The organism is Erythrobacter insulae, assembly GCF_007004095.1.
In the GTDB taxonomy this organism is placed as follows: Bacteria; Pseudomonadota; Alphaproteobacteria; order Sphingomonadales; family Sphingomonadaceae; genus Erythrobacter; species Erythrobacter insulae.
The window spans coordinates 1,359,773-1,374,521 of sequence record NZ_VHJK01000001.1 but is presented as its reverse complement, the minus strand read 5'-3'; the positions used below and the strand labels follow the sequence as shown (position 1 = coordinate 1,374,521).

At 56.3% G+C, this 14,749-nt stretch carries 11 protein-coding genes; 7 read left to right on the top strand and 4 right to left on the bottom strand.

The features are described from left to right. Positions 1-182: 182 nt before the first annotated feature. Positions 183-3,017: a DNA polymerase I gene (gene polA / locus FGU71_RS06605; protein WP_142787836.1), complete on the top strand. Its 2,835-nt coding sequence runs from the start codon at positions 183-185 to the stop codon at positions 3,015-3,017. A gap of 67 nt (positions 3,018-3,084) precedes the next feature. Beyond that, positions 3,085-4,185: a mechanosensitive ion channel family protein gene (locus tag FGU71_RS06600; protein ID WP_142787835.1), complete on the top strand. Its 1,101-nt coding sequence runs from the start codon at positions 3,085-3,087 to the stop codon at positions 4,183-4,185. 7 nt (positions 4,186-4,192) lie between these two features. Here the strand turns inward: FGU71_RS06600 and FGU71_RS06595 are convergent, their stop codons facing one another. After that, complete coding sequence (locus tag FGU71_RS06595; protein ID WP_142787834.1) at positions 4,193-6,499, bottom strand: CDC48 family AAA ATPase; 2,307 nt, start codon at positions 6,497-6,499, stop codon at positions 4,193-4,195. Here FGU71_RS06595 and FGU71_RS06590 point away from each other — a divergent pair. The 5 genes from FGU71_RS06590 (at position 6,474) to FGU71_RS06570 (ending at position 10,536) form a co-directional block, all read left to right on the top strand. After that, a complete protein-coding gene (locus FGU71_RS06590) occupies positions 6,474-6,914 on the top strand; it encodes a hypothetical protein (protein WP_142787832.1) in 441 nt (146 codons plus the stop codon). The two genes, FGU71_RS06595 and FGU71_RS06590, sit on opposite strands and share 26 nt — an antisense overlap. Positions 6,915-7,024: 110 nt before the next feature. Continuing rightward, positions 7,025-7,747 carry a CoA transferase subunit A gene (locus FGU71_RS06585; RefSeq protein ID WP_142787830.1) on the top strand — a complete coding sequence of 241 codons (723 nt, stop codon included), beginning with the start codon at positions 7,025-7,027 and terminating at the stop codon, positions 7,745-7,747. Between the two features lie 20 nt (positions 7,748-7,767). Then, positions 7,768-8,703 carry an HAD family hydrolase gene (locus FGU71_RS06580; protein WP_142787828.1) on the top strand — a complete coding sequence of 312 codons (936 nt, stop codon included), beginning with the start codon at positions 7,768-7,770 and terminating at the stop codon, positions 8,701-8,703. Continuing rightward, positions 8,703-9,368, top strand: a complete 666-nt coding sequence (locus tag FGU71_RS06575) for a CoA transferase subunit B (protein ID WP_142787826.1) — start codon at positions 8,703-8,705, stop codon at positions 9,366-9,368. The genes FGU71_RS06580 and FGU71_RS06575 overlap by 1 nt, the downstream gene beginning before the upstream one ends. A 4-nt stretch (positions 9,369-9,372) precedes the next feature. Beyond that, positions 9,373-10,536, top strand: a complete 1,164-nt coding sequence (locus FGU71_RS06570) for a CaiB/BaiF CoA transferase family protein (RefSeq protein ID WP_142787824.1) — start codon at positions 9,373-9,375, stop codon at positions 10,534-10,536. Here FGU71_RS06570 and FGU71_RS06565 read toward each other — a convergent pair. The 3 genes from FGU71_RS06565 to lnt form a co-directional block, all read right to left on the bottom strand. After that, positions 10,533-11,735 carry a DUF418 domain-containing protein gene (locus tag FGU71_RS06565; RefSeq protein WP_142787823.1) on the bottom strand — a complete coding sequence of 401 codons (1,203 nt, stop codon included), beginning with the start codon at positions 11,733-11,735 and terminating at the stop codon, positions 10,533-10,535. The genes FGU71_RS06570 and FGU71_RS06565 overlap by 4 nt on opposite strands. 20 nt (positions 11,736-11,755) lie before the next feature. Further along, positions 11,756-13,003, bottom strand: a complete 1,248-nt coding sequence (metK, locus tag FGU71_RS06560) for a methionine adenosyltransferase (RefSeq protein ID WP_142787821.1) — start codon at positions 13,001-13,003, stop codon at positions 11,756-11,758. Between the two features lie 93 nt (positions 13,004-13,096). Beyond that, on the bottom strand, positions 13,097-14,716 hold the full coding sequence (gene lnt, locus FGU71_RS06555; protein WP_142787820.1) for an apolipoprotein N-acyltransferase: 1,620 nt from the start codon (positions 14,714-14,716) through the stop codon (positions 13,097-13,099). Between the last annotated feature and the right edge of the window lie 33 nt (positions 14,717-14,749).

Here is a 14,749-nt window from a genome sequence, read left to right as displayed (position 1 = left end):
GTCGGCGTCTGACCCCCGACTCTGCGTATCCAAATAATGGCCGGATTGTGGCAATGCAAGTAAAATGAGGCAAAGTCGCCATATTTCGGCCTTATTATGGTCACATTTCTAACCGTGGGATTGGAAGCATCCAGCTCTCAAACCGGCTTACACAAGGGGGCACGCGGTGCTAATGCGGCGGGATGTCCGAACAGCAACAGCACCTTTATCTCGTCGATGGCTCCTCATACATTTTCCGCGCCTATCACCGACTGCCGCCGCTAACCAATCCCGAAGGCACCCCTGTGGGAGCGGTTTATGGTTACACCACGATGTTGTGGAAACTTGCCGATGATCTGGATGCTGCCGATGGACCCACGCATCTGGCGGTGATCCTCGATAAAAGTTCGCATTCATTCCGCAACGATATTTATCCCGAATACAAAGCCAACCGGCCCGATCCGCCCGAAGATCTTCGCCCGCAATTTCCGCTAATTCGCGATGCGACACGGGCGTTCAGCCTTCCTTGTATCGAAGAAGAAGGATTGGAAGCAGACGATCTGATTGCCTCCTATGCGCGCGCTGCGCAGCGGCAGGGCTGGCATGTTACCATCGTTTCTTCGGACAAGGATCTGATGCAGCTGATCGGAGAGGTTGGCGGTGCCCGCATCGATATGCTCGATACAATGAAAAGCGCGCGGATATACATTCCAGAAGTCGAAGAAAAATTTGGCGTCGCGCCGGAATTGGTCGGCGACGTTCTGGCCCTTATGGGCGACAGCGTCGATAACATTCCGGGCATTTACGGCGTTGGGCCCAAGACCGCGAGCAAACTGATTGCGGAGCACGGGTCGCTGACTGCGGCGCTCGATTCTGCGCCCGAGATGAAAAAGTCGAAGCTCAAAGAGCGCTTGCTCGAAGGGCGCAAAGATGCGGAAATGAGCCGCGTACTTGTGACACTGAAGGAAGATTGCGACCTTCCCCAACCTCTCGACGAAATGCGGATCGAGAAAATCCCCGAAGAGCCGCTGGCGGATTTTCTGGAGCAGCATGGCTTTACATCGCTCCTGCGCCGCTTGGGCTCTGGCAATGGCAGCCCGGAGCGCGCCAACAATCTCCACCCGGCAAAAGCCGACACACAAGGCGATGCTGGAGATGTCGAAGGCAATCGCCAGCCCTTGCCTGAAATGCCTGCAATCGATCGCGGCGCTTATGAAACCGTGCAGACGATGGACCGGCTCGAAGATTGGGTTCGCCGCGCGGTTGCGGCGCGGCTGGTGGCAGTTGATACCGAAACCTCCTCGCTGGATTCGATGCAAGCGGACCTGGTCGGCGTAAGCCTTGCCATTGGGCCGAATGATGCGTGCTACATTCCGTTCGGCCATGGCGGCACAGACTTGCTTTCCGAGAAGCCCGAACAACTGGATCGCAGCGCCGCTCTAAAGACACTGCAACCGATGCTGGCCGACCCTAGCGTGACCAAAGTGTTCCAGAATGGAAAATACGATCTGAACGTGCTTGCACGCTATGATCTTCAGGTGTCGCCAATCGAGGATACGATGGTCATCAGCTTTGATCTCGATGCTGGCCGCGGCGAGGGAATGGGCGGCGGTCATGGTATGGACGAGCTTTCGCAGCGTCATCTTGGTCACACCGCTCTGACTTTCAAAGAAGTCTGCGGCACGGGCAAGAAACAGATACCGTTTGGCGAAGTGCCGCTGGACCGCGCGACCGAATATGCAGCGGAAGATGCGGACATAACCTTGCGTTTGTACCACCACATGAAATCACGCCTCGCCATAGAAGGCGGCACAAGAGTTTATGAACGTGTTGACCGCCCTTTAATCCCCGTCGTCGCACAGATGGAGCGTGAGGGGATCAAAGTTGATCGCGCACAATTGGCGCGGCTTTCAGAAGAGTTTGCCAAGGAAATCGGGCGTCTCGAAGGGGAGATTCATAACCTTGCCGGGCAGGAGTTTTCTGTCGGCAGCCCCAAACAATTGGGCGAGATCCTGTTCGACAAACTGGGTCACAAAGGCGGCAAAAAAGGCAAGAGTGGCCAATATTCTACCGATCAGAGTGTGCTGGAGCGTTTGGCTGGCGACGGCGCGCCCATTGCGAATAAAGTGCTCGAATGGCGTCAGCTTTCAAAGCTCAAATCGACTTACACCGATGCTCTGCAAGAGGCGATTAATCCGGACACGCAGCGGGTGCATACCAGTTACAGTCTGGTCGGCGCACAAACCGGGCGACTGTCCTCGACCGATCCGAACCTGCAGAACATTCCGATCCGGACCGCCCTGGGCCGGCAAATCCGCGAGGCGTTTGTCCCTGAAAACGGCAACATTCTGCTGGCCGCCGACTATTCGCAGATCGAATTGAGGCTTGCTGCGCATATGGCCGACGTGGACACGCTCAAGGATGCGTTTGCCAAGGGCGAAGACATCCATTCGCGTACAGCCACAGAAATGTTTGGCGAAGTCACACGCGACACGCGCGCTCAGGCAAAAACGATCAATTTTGCGATCCTTTACGGGATTTCGCGCTGGGGCCTCGCGGGGCGGCTTGAGGTCGAGCCTGACGAAGCGCAGGAGATGATCGACACATACTTTAAACGCTTTCCCGGAATTCAGCGGTACATTGCCGAAACCTTGGAGACTGTGGGCGAGCGCGGCTATTCCGAAACCTTGTTTGGCCGCAAGACATGGTTCCCGCGCATAAAATCAAAGAACCAGGCAGAACGCCAAGGCAGCGAGCGCGCTGCCATCAATGCGCCGATCCAGGGGACCAGTGCCGATATTATCAAGCGCGCGATGGTTCGCATGTTGCCCGCACTGAAAGATGCCGGTCTGGCAGACGTGCGGATGCTGTTGCAGGTGCATGATGAACTGGTATTTGAAATGCCGGAAAGCGATGTTTCTGCCGCGTCCAATGTGATCGAGCGCGTGATGGCAGAAGCAGCCCTGCCCGCCGTAAAGCTCGACGTGCCGCTGGCAATTGATATCGGGACGGGCACATCCTGGGATGCCGCGCATTGATTGGGTAACACCCGCCGCAAACCTAAACTGCGGCATCACTCACATCCAAGAGGCACATTCCCCTTTCATGTTTAATGATATCAATCCCGCAAACTGGGATATCGATTGGAACCTTTTTCTTTATGACGCTGCGATTTCAGCGCTCGTCATGCTGGTTTCCGTAATCCTTGCCTATATCGCGTATCGCATCGTCTTCAGCGTGGTGAACCGCATCACGCATATGTCCGATAATGATATTGATGACCTTCTCATCGACCGCATCCGCGCGCCGATCAAATGGTCTTTTATCGCAATTGGCGTAACAATCGCGGCGCAAGCTGATGAACAGCTTGGGCTTTTGTGGGAACCGTTTGCACAGTTCTTGCGCCCCGCCTTGCTCGGCTGGATTGCTTACAATGTCGTTCGGGCCTTTACCGCCGGATTTGAAGCACGGATGGAAGTGCATCAGGATCCGGTCGCCATGCGCAGCCGCAAAACCCGGATTGCGGTGCTTTCGCGAGTTGCGACCATTGCAATCATCGTCATCACAATTGGCCTGATGTTGTTTTCGATCCCATCGGTTCAATCAATCGGCACAACGATGCTGGCCTCTGCCGGTCTGGCGGCTTTGGCCATTGGTGCAGCGGCGCAACCGGCGCTCAAGTCGCTGATTTCCGGTCTTCAGATCGCTATGACCGAACCGATGCGTCTGGGTGATCTGGTTAAGGTTGACGGCGAAGTTGGACGGGTGGAGCAGATGAAAATGTCGTTTGTGACCGTCAGAACGTGGGACGAGCGCGTAATCATCGTCCCGACATCACGGTTCCTCGACGAAAGTTTCGAAAATTGGTCGCGCAGTAATGAGCAACTGACCGGCCCCGTTATGCTTCACCTTGATCCAGCAACACAAATTGCACCGATCCGCGCCGAATTTGAACGCTTCGTCGATGCGCACGAACTTTTCGACGGCCGTAACCGCGCCATGTTGATGACGGAAGCTTATCCCGAAAGCATCGAGATGCGACTTTCCATGAGCGCCAACACAATTGCCGAACTGTTTGCCCTGCGCTGCGCCACGCGTGAGCATATGCTGGACTGGCTTCGTGAAAACATGCCCGATGCGCTGATCCGGCACAGGCTCGAAGTACCCGGCGGCCACCCCAAAGCAGGTGAAGCCGCCGCGCCTTAAACCGGGTTCAATCGTGCTTCTTTGCCCGGGTAGGCTCCAGCGTATCCGGAGCAAAGAACCCGATCGGATTGGCTTCTGCGGCCCGTTTCTTCAGTTCGCCGCGCATCTTGCGATACTCCGCTTCCATGCGAGAGGTGACGGTGGCGCGCGAATCCTTCAGCGCATCCTCAAAATCGCGGGCTGCCACCTCGCTAACATCTCCGCCAAGTCGCCGCAGTGCACCAAGACCGGCGCGCCGCACGACATCTTCGAGATCCGCACCGGTAAAGCGCTCCGTTTGCTTGGCCACTTTGCCCAGATCAACATCGCCTGCCAATGGCATGGCCGACGTGTGAATGCGCAAGATATGCTCGCGCCCTTCAAGATCGGGCGTGCCGACATAGACCAATTCATCAAAACGGCCCGGTCTGAGCAAGGCGGGATCGACCAGTGTAGGCCGATTGGTAGCGCCCACGACGATAACCGATTGCAGTTCTTCCAGCCCGTCCATTTCTGCCAAAATTGTATTCACCACGCGGCCTGTGACCTGAGGCTCGCCCTGGCCGCTCCCGCGAGCGGGAACTAGGCTATCAATCTCGTCGATAAAAACCACACATGGAGCAACGGACCGGGCGCGGGCAAAGAGCCGTGCGATCTGCTGTTCGCTTTCGCCGTACCATTTCGACAAAAGATCAGAGCTTTTGATCGAAATGAAGTTAGCCTCCGCCTCTTTGGCGGTGGCTTTTGCAAGCAGCGTTTTGCCCGTTCCCGGTGGCCCATAAAGCAAAAAGCCCTTTGCAGGACGAATGCCAAGGCGGCGGAATGCTTCCGGATTCTTGAGCGGGAGTTCAATCCCCTCCTTCAATTTATCGATTGCATCACCGACACCGCCGATATCGTCCCAGCCGACATTCGGCATTTGCACCATAACTTCGCGCATCGCCGAGGGCTGAACCCGCTTAAGCGCGGAGAGAAAATCCTCGCGCGTAACGCATAGGTCTTCGAGAACGTCCTGCGGGATTGTCCGCTCATCCAGGTCAAGCCGCGGCATAATCCGGCGAACGGCATCAATCGCGGCCTCTCTTGCAAGTGCAGCAATATCGGCACCAACGAAACCATGCGTAACCCGAGCAAGCTCATCAAGATTGACGGCGCTTTCGAGCGGCATACCGCGGGTATGAATTGCAAGAATTTCACGGCGCCCGCCCTGATCGGGGACGCCAATTATAATTTCTCGGTCAAACCGGCCGGGCCGGCGCAGGGCCTCGTCAATGGCATCGGGACGGTTGGTCGCGGCGATAACAACCAGATTGGCCCGCGCCTCAAGACCATCCATCAGCGTGAGCAATTGAGCGACCAATCGCTTTTCCGCTTCGCCGGGCACTTGCGTACGTTTGGGTGCAATCGAGTCAATTTCGTCAATAAAGACAATTGCTGGCGCAGCGCGGCTTGCCTCTTCAAACACTTCACGCAGGCGCTTTTCACTTTCCCCATATCCGGAACCCATGATTTCCGGGCCATTGATGGTGAAAAATTCTGCATCGCTTTCATTGGCGACCGCCTGCGCAAGCCGCGTCTTGCCGGTTCCCGGCGGGCCATGCAACAACACGCCTTTGGGCGGGTCCACACCCAGTCGCGTAAACAATTCCGGATAGCGCAGAGGCAGTTCGACCATTTCGCGCAATTGCTGAATGGTATCTTCCATCCCGCCTACATCGTCATAGTTCACTGCCGCACGGGCATCGCGCGGCTCTTCGAAATCGGCGCGCAGCTCAACTTCAGTGTTTTCGTCAATATGGACGATGCCCTTAGGACTGGTCGAAGCAACCGAAAGGCGAATTTGAGTAAGCGCATAGGCTGGCGCACGCAGCAATTGGCGTACATCCGGTGGCATATTTTGAACCGGTTGCTGCCCGGTTGTCGCGACCAGATCACCAGCGACAATCGGCTTGCGAAAGAAATTGCGTTTAAGTGCCTGCGTCGGGCCCTGCAGCCGCATTTCACGCTGTGCCGGAGCGAATACGACGCGCGTGGCCGGGCGCGATTCGGCAGCGACGATTTCAACATGCTCACCTGAGCCCGCTTCGGCGTTGCCGCGTTGCAATCCATCCAGCCGGACAACGTCCAGAGTATCGTCCTCGGTATAGGCCGCCATCGCAATTGCTGCAGTGGTGCGTTTGCCCCTTATCTCGACCACATCGCCTTCGGTGATCCCGAGGGTTTGAAATGCGGAGCGCGGCATTCGGGCGATACCTTGGCCCGATTCTTCCTGCCTTGCCGGGGCGACCTGAAGACGCGCAGTACGACTGGTGTTGGCGGCATCAGCATCGGCCATTGATTATATTCCTCTCGAACTCATCGATTCGTTTCTCACGCTGACACCCGTAGCAAGATACGAGTCGGAGAAAAAAGCCTGCTGCGCGCAAAAGTTGAACGCGCGGCAAACAAAAACCCAAGTGAAGACGCCAAGCACCAGGATCAAGACCAAAAAAAAGCCCGGCACAAAGGCCGGGCTAAAAAAGTTTGGGAGAGGATGCCTAAAAGGCACGAAGAGATATGTTGCACTTGCTCACTTTTCGCAAGTGCGAAAGGCGCATGGTTTATTGCAAAAATTGCAATCTTTGGTTCTATTGGTTGACTTTTGTAGCATTTTTCGCAAATTATCTGCCTGCAAATTAGGCATCCGGGCATTTTCTGGCTATTTTTTTGGCAGAGACCCTGGGGAAAGGCCCGTTTGGTCTGCAACATGACGCCGTTGGTACCGCAATGCGTGACACAGCGCTTTTGACACTTTAATCACGCAAACCAGATCGGGTTCCAAAAACCCGCACTTTCTCGTTTGAATGAACAGGTGTTTTTTATGAGCAAGCTCTTTCCCGATGCGGCCAGCGCACTCGAAGGTGTGATTAAAAATGATATTTTGATCGCAGCCGGAGGGTTTGGCCTTTGCGGCATTCCCGAACGTCTGCTCGATGCGATCCGCGACAGCGGGGCCACCGGCCTGACCTTTGCCAGCAACAATGCGGGGATAGACAATGAAGGTATCGGGAAATTGCTGCGCACACGGCAGGTCAAGAAGATGATCTCTTCCTATGTCGGCGAAAACAAAGAGTTTGAACGCCAGTTTCTGGCGGGGGAGTTGGAAGTTGAATTCTGCCCGCAGGGCACATTGGCGGAGAGAATGCGGGCTGGCGGTGCGGGTATCCCGGGATTCTACACCAAAACCGGCGTCGGCACACAGGTAGCAGAGGGCAAGGAGCACAAGGTCTTTGCCGATCGCGACGGGATCGATTCCACTTACATAATGGAACGCGGCATCTTTGCCGATTTGGCGATTGTCAAAGCATGGAAAGCCGATGAGACGGGCAATCTCATGTTCCGCAAGACCGCTCGCAACTTCAACCAACCTGCGGCCACCTGCGGCAAAATCTGCGTTGTCGAAGTTGAGGAAATCGTGCCTGCAGGATCGCTTGATCCCGATGCAATTCACCTTCCGGGCGTGTTTGTGAACCGCATGATTGTGGGCGCACCTTACGACAAGCAAATTGAATTCCGCACGACACGGGAGCGGGAGACAGCCTAATTCGCCTGACCGCCCCCACCTTGATTGTTCTGATAGTGGCGGGCCTGTCACTTTCGGGCTGTGTCGCTGCGGTCATCCCGATTGTCGCGGGAGGGGCGCTAGCTCGTTCAGAAACGCGCGGCAACGTCATGGTCGAGGCGGAGCAACAATCATTGCCAGGTCTGCCCGACAACAAGGCCGCGCTCGCTAATGGCGAACCGAGCTTAGACGGCCCGCAACGCGCCGCACCTTTCGCTGTTCAGCCAGCGGCCACCGAATTTGCTGATCGGTCGCGCCAATCCCCGCGTCTTGATGAATTCATCCGCTATTCGACACAGCAGGCATATCTGTTCTCGGAAAATGAACAGCCTTTGCCTTCCGCGGTGCTCAGCGATTCTGCATCTCTCGATGGACGGCGCATTGATTGCAAACCGGCCAGCGATCGCAACCCTGCCGTGCTTATTGATCTTGATCCCGGCCAAGAAACTTTCACGGCTCGGTCAGCTCTGCCGACATCAACCTCGATCGCGCTGAGCCTTAAGGTGCTGCGAAGCGAGGGGGTTGAGATTGCGTGGATCTCCGCCAACTCTGCGGCCGATGCGGACGTGGTTCGCGCCGCTTTGACGCGTTCCGGGCTAGACCCCGACGCTCAAGACACCCTTTTGTTGATGCGCTATCCCGGTGATCGCAAGCAAACGCGGCGTAAAGAATTCGCGAGCGAAACCTGCTTGATCGCGATCGCAGGGGACAACCGGCGCGATTTTGACGAACTGTATGATTATCTTTCAAACCGTGAAGCCGCATTCAGGCTCGAAAAACTGATCAACAATGGCTGGTTTCTGATCGGTTCCGACACGCTGGATGACGCGCAAGAAACCCAATCCGGTCAACCAGTTAACGATGCAACCGACACAGCCCCGGCGGAGATGCCGGGCTCACCAAATGCCATGCAAACTCCAGACGGAAAGCCCAAATAATGACTCAAGAAGTGAATGGATGGACCCGCGATCAGATGGCCGCGCGCGCCGCGCAGGAATTGCAGGATGGCTATTATGTCAATCTTGGCATTGGTATCCCGACCTTGGTAGCGAACCACATTCCCGAAGGTATGCTGGTGACGCTGCAAAGTGAAAACGGGATGCTGGGTATTGGCCCCTTCCCCTATGATGACGAAGTTGACCCCGATCTGATCAATGCTGGCAAGCAGACCATTAGCGAGCTGCCCCACAGCGCCTATTTCGACAGCGCGACCAGCTTTGCCATGATTCGCGGTGGCCACATTGACCTGACCGTTCTGGGCGCGATGGAAGTCGCGGAGAACGGCGACATCGCGAATTGGATGATCCCTGGCAAGATGATCAAAGGCATGGGCGGCGCAATGGATCTGGTCGCAGGCGTGAAGAAGATTATCGTCGTGATGGATCACAACGCTAAAGACGGTAGTCCCAAGTTCATTCCTGAATGCACCTTGCCCCTTACCGGAGCGGGTGTGGTCGATATGATCATTACCAATCTCGGCGTCTTTCAGCGTCCCTCAAAGGGGGAACCCTTCCGTCTGATAGAGCTTGCCCCGGGCATCACCACAGAGGAAATCAAGGCAAAGACAACCGGCGCATTTGAAATCGCTTTGGAGAGCGTCTGATCCCATGTGGCTGGACCAGCCCCGCAATCAAAATTCGCCGCTGGCGGGGTTGAAAGTCGTTGAGCTTGCCCGCGTGCTTGCCGGGCCGTGGGCTGGACAAATCCTTGCCGACCTTGGCGCCGATGTGATCAAAGTTGAAAGCCCCGAAGGCGACGGCACCCGGCTGTGGGGCCCGCCTTGGGTTGAAAGGACAGACGCAGGCGGGACGGTCCACCGCGAGGCCGCCTATTATCACGCTTGTAACCGCGGAAAGCGATCAATAATCGCAGATTTTCGCGAAGAAGCCGACCTTGTGCGGGTCCGTGATCTCTGCCGGGATGCCGATGTCGTAATCGAGAATTTCAAGACGGGTAGCCTCACGAAGTTCGGCCTTGATTACGCGAGCCTTTCGGCCCCGAACCCGGGACTCGTCTATTGTTCGATCACAGGTTTTGGTCAAACGGGACCGCGCGCTCATGAAGCGGGCTATGACTTTGTAATTCAAGGAATGAGCGGTTTCATGTCGGTCACCGGTGAGCCTGACGGAGAGCCTATGAAAATGGGCATTTCAATCTCCGATCTGACCACAGGCACGTGGGCGGCAAACGGCATTCAGGCGGCCTTGCTCCAGCGCGAGCGCGCTGGCCCGTTTCAGGGGCGCGGGCAGCACCTCGACATGTCATTGATGGATTGCTCTGTCGCGCTTCTGGCCAATCAGGCGAGCTATTTTCTGAACACCGGAAAAAACCCGCCGCGCATGGGCAACGCGCATGCTCAGGTCGCTCCGTATGGAGTGTTTCCTGTCAGCGATGGTCACGTCATTCTGGCTCCTGCCAATGATGGCTTGTTTGTGAAACTGGCTGATTTGTTCGGGCGGCAGGACTGGATCGACAATCCCGATTTTTCAAGCAATGCGGGCCGCGTCGCAAATGCCGCATTGCTGGATGCAGAGATCGCTGCCGAGACATCCAAACGGACAAAGGCGGACTTGCTGGCTTTGTGCAAAGAGCATGGAGTGCCAGCAGGCCCGATCAATGATCTCGACGAAGTGTTCGGCGACCCGCAGGTGATCGCGCGCGGTCTGCGCGTCGATCTTGGCGGTATGCCCGGAGTGCGATCGCCCTTCACTTTCTCACACGCTGAACTCGCGCTTGATCGCCCTTCCCCGATTTTGGGCGAGGACAATTAGGCGATAAGCCGCGCCAATTGACGCCATAACCGCTCGAGCGGGCCGTTTCCCAATCGCCGGGTCCACGCTGGCGACCAGATCAGCATGCCGGCAATCGGAACAAAGCCGAGCATGAAGGCCTGCGTCCGGCTAACCTGTCCAAACAGACCAAGCCCCCAGCTTGCAAATATCCCGGCGAGGATCACGCTGGTCATAACATAATTGGTAAGAGATAGCCGTCCTACATTGGCCAGTATCCCTGTTATAGGGCCGCTTTTCGTAAAGAATGCCATCGCCAATGCAGCATAGGTCAAGCCAAGCAATGTATCGAACGGCGCAGATACGATCAGAGCAACGGGGCCGACAATCGAACCGGGAAATCCTTCATAGGAAATCCACCACGCCAGCGCGAGCAAGGCAGGGATCGCAATAATCGCACAGAACGCCGCCAGCCGCTGCAACCGAAACGTCCGCCATTCGCGCGCCAACATCCGGTCCTTCCATAGCGCCATGCCAAGCGCCATCGCTGCCAAATTTATCGGCAGCGATGCAGAGATCGCCCAGAGCTGTGACGGGATGCCAGCGGCGCGCCGCGCAACCCGCTCTGCAAAGCCTTCCCGGCCAAGCTCAAGCGCATTTCGGACAGCCGGTGCATCATCACCAAAGTTTCTTAACGCGAAAAGCGACGCATCGCTGCCAAGGCGGCCAGCATAATAATCAACCACTACACTGCCAAAAGCGACCATTCCGCCACCAACATGGACTGCAACAAAACCAATCGCGACCGCATAAAGCGCGCGGTGGGACAATTGCGCCAGAAATGGCAACACCGCTCCCGCCATGGCGTATGCGCGCAGCACATCGTTGTTTGCCAACAGTGTTGAATGGGCAATCCCGATCGCAAGCAAAACAGCCATGCGGGCAAAGTGCCTTTGCCATGGTCGCTCCTTCTCGCGCTCGAGAAGAATCAGGCATCCTGCACCGAAAAGCATGGCGAACAATGTTCGAAACTTGTCTTCGATGAAAACGAAACTGGTCGCCCAAATGATCCGATCAACTGCACCCTCCCCGCCCCAGACAGCAGGATTATAATAGGCCTGCGAGGGGAGCGCGAAGATGTAGACGTTCATCCAGACAATGCCGATCACAGCAAGCCCGCGTAGCGCGTCTAGCTCGGTAATTCGTTCGGGCCTGCCCGGTTCAGTTGCAATCGCCACCATAATCAGCGGCGCTTAGCAGATTAGGCGAGAGCTGCCTTCAAATCATCGACAAGGTCAGTCTTTTCCCAAGGGAAGAAATCACCATCTGCAACCCGGCCGAAGTGGCCATAAGCCGCCGTTTTGCGATAGATAGGTTTGTTCAGACCCAGATGGGTGCGGATGCCACGGGGTGTCAATCCACCCAGTTTGGCGATGCTTTTGATCGCTTTTTCTATCGCTGCATCATCATATTCGGCAGTATTGGTGCCGTGCGTATCGACATACAGCGAAAGCGGCTCCGATACTCCGATTGCGTAGGCGATTTGAATGGTGCAGCGCGTCGCAAGACCGGCGGCAACAACATTCTTGGCCAGATAACGCGTGATATAGGCCGCGCTCCGGTCAACCTTGGTTGGATCTTTGCCGCTAAACGCGCCGCCGCCATGCGGGCTTGCGCCGCCATAGGTATCAACAATGATTTTGCGACCTGTCAGCCCGGCATCTCCATCCGGTCCGCCAATTACAAAACTGCCTGTCGGGTTGATGTGCCATTGCGTGTCATCGGACAGGAAACCATCGGGCAGAATGTCGGCGACGACATCTCTGACATACGCTTTCAGCTCGGCTTCTTTTTCGCCTTTGTCATAACCCTCGGCATGCTGGGTCGAAACAACGAGGGCGGTGCAGGCGACAGGCTTTCCGTCCACATAACGCAGCGTAACCTGGCTTTTCGCATCAGGCTCAAGGAATGGCACTGCGCCGGAATGGCGATCGGCAGCCAACCGCTCCAGAATTTTGTGACTGTAATCGAGTGTCGCCGGCATCAGGTCCGGCGTTTCATCGCATGCGAACCCGAACATGATACCCTGATCGCCGGCGCCTTCGTCTTTGTTGGAGCCGTCGGCTCCGGCATCAACGCCCTGCGCAATGTGATCGGATTGGCCGTGTAGGTGGTTTTCAAAGGTCAGGGTCTTCCAGTGAAAACCATCCTGCTCATATCCGATATCGCGCACGGTGCTGCGCACAGCCTGTTCGATTTCTTCCTTGGCCCCAGGCGCCCAGGCGCCGTTGACCGCCCATTCTTCGTTATGCTCATCATACATGGGAGCACAGCGAATTTCACCGGACAGGATCACGCGCTGCGTTGTGGTCATGGTCTCACAGGCCACCCGCGCTTCAGGGTCCTTGGCCAACATCAGGTCAACAATGGCATCCGAAATCTGATCCGAAACCTTATCCGGGTGGCCTTCAGAGACGCTTTCAGAGGTGAAGAGAAAATCGCTGCGCATGAGAATTCCTTGGAGTTTCCGCGAGGGAATGTCGTAAGTCGGATCGAGGTCCTTATAGAGATATAAGGAAATCTTTATGTCTTGCAGAGCGCTCTAGCGTTGGAGACGAGCCAGTGCAAGCATTCTTGGGAGCCCAAGACCGATCAAAATTAGCAAGAATGCCCAGACCAGCGGGACCGCATTGCCGTATGTGGCAAAGAGCGTCGCTCGGCGCGCTGGCGGGATAATCCCCGAAACGGAACCGGCCTGACCAGAGGCGATGGATTGCCGCACGATACCATTCGCGTCGATCACCGCGCTGATCCCCGTGGTCGTCGATCTCAGGACCGGCAAACCCTCTTCTATTGCGCGCAATCTCGCTTGCGCCAGATGCTGAGGCGGACCCCACATGCCAAACCAGCCATCATTTGATGGATTGAAGATATAATCGGGGCGATTGGCCCGATCGACAACCTGGCCAGAGAACACGATTTCATAACAGATCTGAATGCCCGCTTTGCCGTGCTCACCCAGATCAATCGTGGCTGGGCCGGGGCCTTCTTTATAGTCTATTGATCCAGCGACTAACCGGGTGAGCCCGAGCGGTTCCAGAATTCCCCGCATTGGCAAATATTCGCCGTAAGGTACGAGGTGCGCCTTTGCGTAATGGCCGGTAATATCACCGGCACCATTCAGAGCGAGCACCGAATTGCGTGCGCTTACGACGCTGACAATGCCCGCTTTCTCCTGAAAATCGAGATTCACTGCGCCTGTCAAAAGGCTCGACTCCGGCCCAATCACAGAACCAATCCGTTTGCGGGCGAAATCTGGGTCACCGCTGACGGTCATCCGATCATAGTAACGCAGCGGATAGCCGTCTTCGAGATAGTCGGGCACGGCGCTTTCGGGCCAAAGAACCACTCTCGACCCGTCTCGGCCCGGCATCGTCAAATCGGTTATACGCGCAAATTGTTCTTCAAACTTTGTCGGGTCGTTGATCTCGTCCTGCGTCAACAAAGGCTGTACCAAAGTATAGTTCACACCCAGCGTTGCCGTATCGGGCGACATATCCGGATTGGGAATTGGAAACATCATCGCACCCACAATCGCCGCACCAAATCCGGCAAGCAGCACGGCCCGTTTGTGCATCGCACACGCCAACAAGACAGCGCCGATCACAACAGTCAGCCCCGATAGCGCATAGGTTCCAAGCCAGGGCAAAAGACCCGCAATCCCCGGTGATTGCCAACTGCCTAGCAAGATCAGGCCGAGTGGGGGCCAAGGGTAACCTGTAAAAGCCCAACTTCTCGCCCATTCGGTGATGATCCAGCCACCCGACAAAACGGCTCCAAACCGAAACACTCCGGGTCTGCGCGCAATCAAATGCGCAAAAAGAGCCGCAATCGCAGGATAAAGTGCAAGATACACGCAGAGTAACGGCACCGCGATCCAGCCGAGGAATTCCGGCATCTTCGCCTGATGGGTGAAGGCTGTGGCGATCCAGTTATTCGCCAGAGTCAGGTGAACCCAGCCAAACAACCAGCCGCGCCCAAACGCCGAGCGCCAAGTCTGCGCGCGATAAAGGTGTCCAATTAAGAGCGCCAGCGCGGGCAGCGCTATCCACCAACCATGAACAGGCGGGTAGCCCATGGCCGATATCAGACCAAGCAGGAGCGCAGTCAGTTTCGGCCAGTCATCCGCAAATTTGATCACCCTGCGCGAAAGATCGTGCATCAATCCGCTCCGGGTTCGCGCAGTGTCTAACGC